Source organism: Hydrocoleum sp. CS-953, assembly GCF_002260545.1.
GTDB lineage: Bacteria > Cyanobacteriota > Cyanobacteriia > Cyanobacteriales > Microcoleaceae > Trichodesmium.
This window is the reverse complement of record NZ_LGSU01000998.1, coordinates 1-5,906: the sequence shown is the minus strand read 5'-3', so window position 1 is coordinate 5,906 and position 5,906 is coordinate 1. Positions and strand designations below refer to the sequence as shown.

Genomic DNA, 5,906 nt, shown 5'->3' with positions numbered 1-5,906 from the left:
GAAATAGTCAGATGGGAATTAAAACTTATAATTAATTAGTTAAGTTGAGAGGATATCATCCTGATAATTAATTCTATTAATTGCTCTAGTTAGAAGTTCCTGTTTGCGGAGCATTCCGGAACTGAAAAGAATATATCATTCTAAGTTGTTAGAATTGATGCCAAATATCAAGTTTTGTAGAAAAGGTTGGATTAGTTTTGTTGTTGATAATTTTAGTAGTTGCTGAGTAACCAAGTCTGTACAAGTTGATGGAAATATTCAGCTTGGTAAGGGTGAAATGAAACGGAAAAAGCTCAACACCAGACTTAAGTATTATCCAAAAAACCGAAGTTTAAAATTCACACAGCAAAGCAATTAATATCCAACATTATAAGTAACCTACATAAAACCAAAGGTGACTTAATTGACAACGCCACATTTTTGTTTAAACCTCGCCCTTAAGAGCGGGGTCTTAGAAAGGGAAGGGCTTGGTTAACAAGTCTGTACAGGAGGAAATTGAATGCCGAAGCAAATAATTATCGCCGAGCAGCAAAGAATCGCTGCTGTATTTTCTGAAGACCAAATACAAGAACTTGTTGTTGCTAAAGGCAGCCATCAAGTCAGCGACATATATCTAGGAGTTGTGGAAAATGTATTACCTGGAATAGATGCAGCTTTTGTGAATATTGGAGATCCTGAACGTAATGGATTTATTCATGTTAGCGATCTAGGGCCATTGCGATTGAAGCGCTCTTCTGGTGCAATTACTGAATTACTGACACCTCAACAAAAAGTCCTAGTGCAAGTAATGAAGGAACCTACTGGGACAAAAGGGCCACGTTTAACAGGAAATGTAACTCTACCAGGCCGTTATTTGGTTTTAATGCCTTATGGGCGGGGTGTAAATTTATCTCGACGTATCCGTTCTGAGAATGAGCGAAGTCGCCTTAGAGCCTTGGCAATTTTAATTAAACCAGCGGGTATGGGTCTATTAGTCCGTACTGAAGCAGAGGGTATGGAGGAAGAAGCGGTTATAGAAGATTTAGAGGTTTTGCAGCAACAATGGGAAACTATCCAAATTGAGGCTAATTCTAACAGGGCGCCGGCACTACTAAATCGTGATAATGATTTTATTCAAAGGGTGTTACGAGATATGTATAGTACCGATGTGAATCGGATTGTGGTGGACTCTAGTGAGGGAGTGAAGCGAGTTAAGCAACATTTGCTGAACTGGAGTGGGGGCAAACCATTACAAGTTTTGATTGACCATCATAGCGATCGGATTCCTGTCCTAGAATACTTCCGGGTGAATGCAGCTATTCGAGAAGCTCTCAGACCAAGAGTAGATTTACCTTCTGGTGGTTATGTGATTATCCAACCTACTGAAGCGTTAACTGTTATAGATGTCAACTCTGGTTCTTTCACACGTTCTGCTACAGCAAGGGAAACGGTACTTTGGACAAATTGTGAGGCAGCTACGGAAATAGCTCGTCAACTACGCCTGCGTAACATTGCGGGAGTTATTATTGTTGATTTTATTGATATGGACTCACGGCGAGACCAATTGCAAGTTCTGGAGCATTTTAATCAGGTTCTCAGGGCTGATAAGGCTAGACCTCAGATAGCTCAGTTGTCAGAATTGGGCTTAGTTGAGTTGACTCGTAAACGGCAGGGTCAAAATATATATGAGCTTTTTGGTCGTACTTGTCCTAGCTGTAATGGGTTGGGACATTTGGTTCATTTACCGGGTGAGCCAGAAGTTTCGGTCGCGGAGGTTAATGTGCCTGTAGTTACTCGGACTCCAGATGTTGAGGAACCAAACAGACCTGTGACTGTTGCTCCTCCACCTTTAGTTAGTGCAGCCCAAAACCCTTCTTTAGAAATGACACAGGGATATCAAGAAGTGGAGCTTGCTAATAATGGCTCAGATTTAGAATTATTGAATCATCCTAGTTATCAGGAGTCTACCCGTCGCCGTCGTCGCCGTAGGGTAGGAGTAGGTGAAACTATGCAGGATGAGGCTTTGGAATTACAGGAAAGGGAGTTAGGGTCGGGAATGGAGTATCCTATCCTTTCCGAGGGATATCCACTTACGACTCCTAATCGACGGTCAGGAAGAGAAATAATTAGACCTGTGACTGAACCTCAAGAGATAGTGACAGTAGAAATGACGTCTGATGAGCAGGATGTCTATGCTTTGATGGGTATTTCTCCAATAACACTTTTAGAGGAGGGAGCAGTGAAAAATCCCAAGTCGGCAATTATCTCTATTAAGAAACCAGGGGAGGGTAATTTGAGAAAAACAACGACAGAAAAGGAAGAAGATGTAGAAGTTGAATCGGTAGTAGATTACGAAGAAGAAGAAGATGCTCAGGAATTAGATAATTTTGATTCATCGGTGTCTTTGGAGCAAGCTGATGATTTTGATGGTGATGAGGAAAATGATAATTACGAGTCAGAGTTGATTGATTCAGATGTTGAGATAAACTCAGATAGCAATGACTCTGATGATTCTGGGCCAATTCGTCGCCGTCGCCGTCGTTCTTCGGCAGTTACAGAAGAATAAGGGAAAAATTTTCTAATAATGTTGATGTACCTGATGTGATACCTCATGGCTATGTCATTGGTGTAAACTTGGGACTCGAAAAGTTTTTAGCAACCAGCTAAAGTGAATTCATCCAGGAACAGAAATTCTTCAAAAAGTCTGAAGGCAAGCTGAAATTGCGAGAAGGGAAACTAAAAAATAATAAGAAAGATTCACTAAGCTGGCTGAAAATCAAAAAAACAAATTGGGTTGGTACACGAAAAGATTCACAACTGTAGAAAGGACTTCTTTTTTAAGACAGCAGATCATTTGTCTGAACAAAAAAATAAGGACAATAGCCTCCCCTTGGATAGCCGGAGGTAGTGTTTAGCGTTCCGCACAACTTCGTTAACGCTCGGCGACATGTTTGCGGAGCATTCCCTATACGAAAAAGCCTAGCTCCGACCCAGGAGTCAAGAGGCAGTTACGACCTAGAAGGCTAAACGATAACTGAAATGAGTCCTGAATGCTAAGAATTTGTAGCAAACTTTTTTAAATGGTACTTATGACTTGTTCTGAGTTGATTGATTATCCATCCTCTCTTCTAACTGCTGGTGTTGATGAAGTGGGGCGTGGGGCATTATTTGGGCCTGTGGTGGCAGCAGCGGTAATTTTGTCAGAGGAGGTTTTGGATGATTTGGCTAGTAGTGGGGTGAAAGATAGTAAAAGGTTGGCAGAAAAGCGTCGGTGTCACTTGGCGACTCAAATTTTGGCCGTGGCTTTGGATTGTAAGATTGGTATGGCTTCTGTTCGAGAGATTGACCGCTTGAATATTCTGCAAGCTTCTTTATTGGCGATGAAGCGGGCTGTTATGCAGCTGCAACCTAAGCCTGATTTGGTTCTGGTTGATGGGAATCAAGAAATTAGAGATTTACTGATACCTCAAAGGACTATTGTTAAGGGGGATAGTAAATGTTTGGCGATCGCTGCTGCGAGTATTGTGGCTAAGGTTTGGCGTGATACTTTGATTATGCGTTTAGCTAAAAAATATCCTGTTTATGACTTGACTAAAAATAAAGGTTATGGTACGCAAAAGCATAAACAAGGAATCGTAAATTACGGGGTGTCGCCTCAGCACCGTCTTTCGTTTAGTCCTTGTCAACCTTCTTTATTTTCTATTTAGGGCTTGCTGATTAAACCTCAAAGTATTGACAGATAAACGTTTTAGCCTTTTTAGGTTCTTAAAAAGTGTAAGTTTTAGGTCATTCAGGTTTAAAAAGTGAGCCTTTAATACTCACTACAGCAGAAAAATCAAGGGACTATTCTTCCTGCTAGCTCCTCTATAACTCCCATTTATTCTGACTCCTGACTCCTGACTCCTGACTCCTGACTCCTACCCTGACCACTCATACTTTTTCAGCAAACCCTATTTAGCTCTAGAAATTATCGGGAAATAAAACAAATACTAACTCCCCCAGAATTTTTGCTGGAGTTGAACCAATTTAGGATTTAAGCATTTTTGAGTTTTAAACACTACATATCTATAGCGCTATAGTTTTTTAAGACTATATAGTATAGGGCTTGCTGATTAAATATCTAAGTATTGATATATAAAGGTTTGAGTATTTTTAGGCTCTAAAAAAGTGCCTGGTTTTCAGTTGATTTCGCTCAAAAATTTAGCATTTTGGGGAAGAGTTGGGCAAAAAAATTACTCCCGTAAGGATGTTGTATGCAACGTCCCTACTGCTCCCCTGCTCCCCTACTCCTTAAAAAAGACTTTTTCAGCAAACCCTATATATATTGTCTCAGCGTAAGTCCTGCATTTATCAAAGTTAAATTGAATATTTAATCAACTGTTGCGCAACAGTTGAATATAAAGTCAAGTAAAAATTATCTACTAGATTTTTGGCGTTGGTAATACCAGAGGTGATAAATATTTGTTAGAAATTAAAGCAGCTTGATTATAACTGCTGATTTTAACGAAAGCGGACACCTACCCCTCCACCATTGTTTGGGATAAATTCAATTCCACCTTCTTCAAGAGCCTAGCGATTTTGGAGATGTTGTATGGGAACCTTTTGGAGGATTATGTACTGCTTCTATTGCTGCTAAAAATTTAGGTCGTAAGGCATTTGCTTGAGAGATAGATTGGACTTACTTTTTTTTATGGTGTTCAGAGAGCTAAAGAATAATATCGTCAGGGTTAATATCTGTAATAAATAACCTTTCTTGAAGAGTTAACTTAGTTTTTTCTGTATTTTTACTACCGAGTAATTTTGCCCATTCGCTAATAGATATACCCTTTATATCTTTTTCTAGGACTTTTTCTTTGAAGCTTTCTATTTCAGGGTGAACTATCCTATCTATTTTGGCAAAATTAGTATCTAATCTATATGGAAAAAGATTAATTAGCTGTCGCAATAATTTTTGATATTCTCTTGTAGGTTGATAATATTTACTTTCATTTCCCCAACTTTTGACAATTTGTTGAGCTGCTTGAAATTGAGAATTATTACCCTGCCATTTATCACCATTAGTGTTAGTTTGTTGTAAATTTTTTGTCCGTTTTTGAGTATCTTCTGGTTGTAAAACTAGATAGTCTGGCGGGTTATGATAATGGTTGTCACGAGTTTCTGCTACAGACCTAGCAGAGACTATGCAAATGTCTAAAATATAGGGTTTTACATATATTAAATTGCTAGGAAGCCAGCGGAGCAAAACAACATATATATTGTCATCATTGAAAATAGTTTTGACTATCTTTAAAACGAGCAGTTATTTCTGTAGCTAGAGGAAACTAAGTCTTAATTTCAAGTCCAGGAATAGGAGTTATTTTACCTTCAAAAATAGTATCTGGAAAACCAGGGTCTTGACGTTTCTATTTACCAAATTTATTAAATTCATTCTGAGCATTTAAAAACTCAGTTATGTGAAATGAAATTAAGTTTCCTAGCAGTGGAGAAAGTTTAGAGATTACTTTTGTAATATTCAGAGCAGCATCAGACGAAATTGGTTGGGAAATTGTTAATAAATCGAATTCATTTCCTGGTAATGTTTTTAGTTTTTATCCTGCTAATTTAATAATTTCCTCTCTATCCATTAGTCATATACTAATCCTAAATGATTTGTGGAAACAAAACTTTAGGGGTTTGGTTTCTAAATCCCATCTTTGGTTAGGTTTGGAGACCAAACCCCTATGATAAATATAGCAATCAGGAATCAGATGTGAGAATTTTACTGTTCCTTAAAAGGAGAGAATATAGCAGTTATCATATTCATATATATTCGTTTTTTCCTTCTTCTCTGTTTCCTGTTCCCAGTTAAATGTTCCCTAAAAGTCTCTAATATCTCACAACTCAAATCATATTGCTATATTACAAAATAAGGGTGGATTGCTATATCC

General features: G+C 38.3%; 3 protein-coding genes. 2 read left to right on the top strand and 1 reads right to left on the bottom strand.

Translation table 11 applies throughout. The annotated features are described in order from the left end of the window. Nucleotides 1-499: 499 nt before the first annotated feature. Both AFK68_RS14255 and AFK68_RS14250 read left to right on the top strand, forming a co-directional pair. A complete protein-coding gene (locus AFK68_RS14255; protein WP_094673375.1) occupies nt 500-2,545 on the top strand; it encodes an Rne/Rng family ribonuclease in 2,046 nt (681 codons plus the stop codon). A gap of 523 nt (nt 2,546-3,068) precedes the next feature. Beyond that, entirely contained in the window at nt 3,069-3,686 is a 618-nt protein-coding gene (locus AFK68_RS14250) for a ribonuclease HII (RefSeq protein WP_246844067.1), read from the top strand. A 998-nt stretch (nt 3,687-4,684) separates the two neighbouring features. On the opposite strand, the gene AFK68_RS41715 is transcribed toward AFK68_RS14250, so the two are convergent. Beyond that, complete coding sequence (locus AFK68_RS41715; protein ID WP_246844066.1) at nt 4,685-5,221, bottom strand: hypothetical protein; 537 nt, start codon at nt 5,219-5,221, stop codon at nt 4,685-4,687. Nucleotides 5,222-5,906 lie beyond the last annotated feature (685 nt).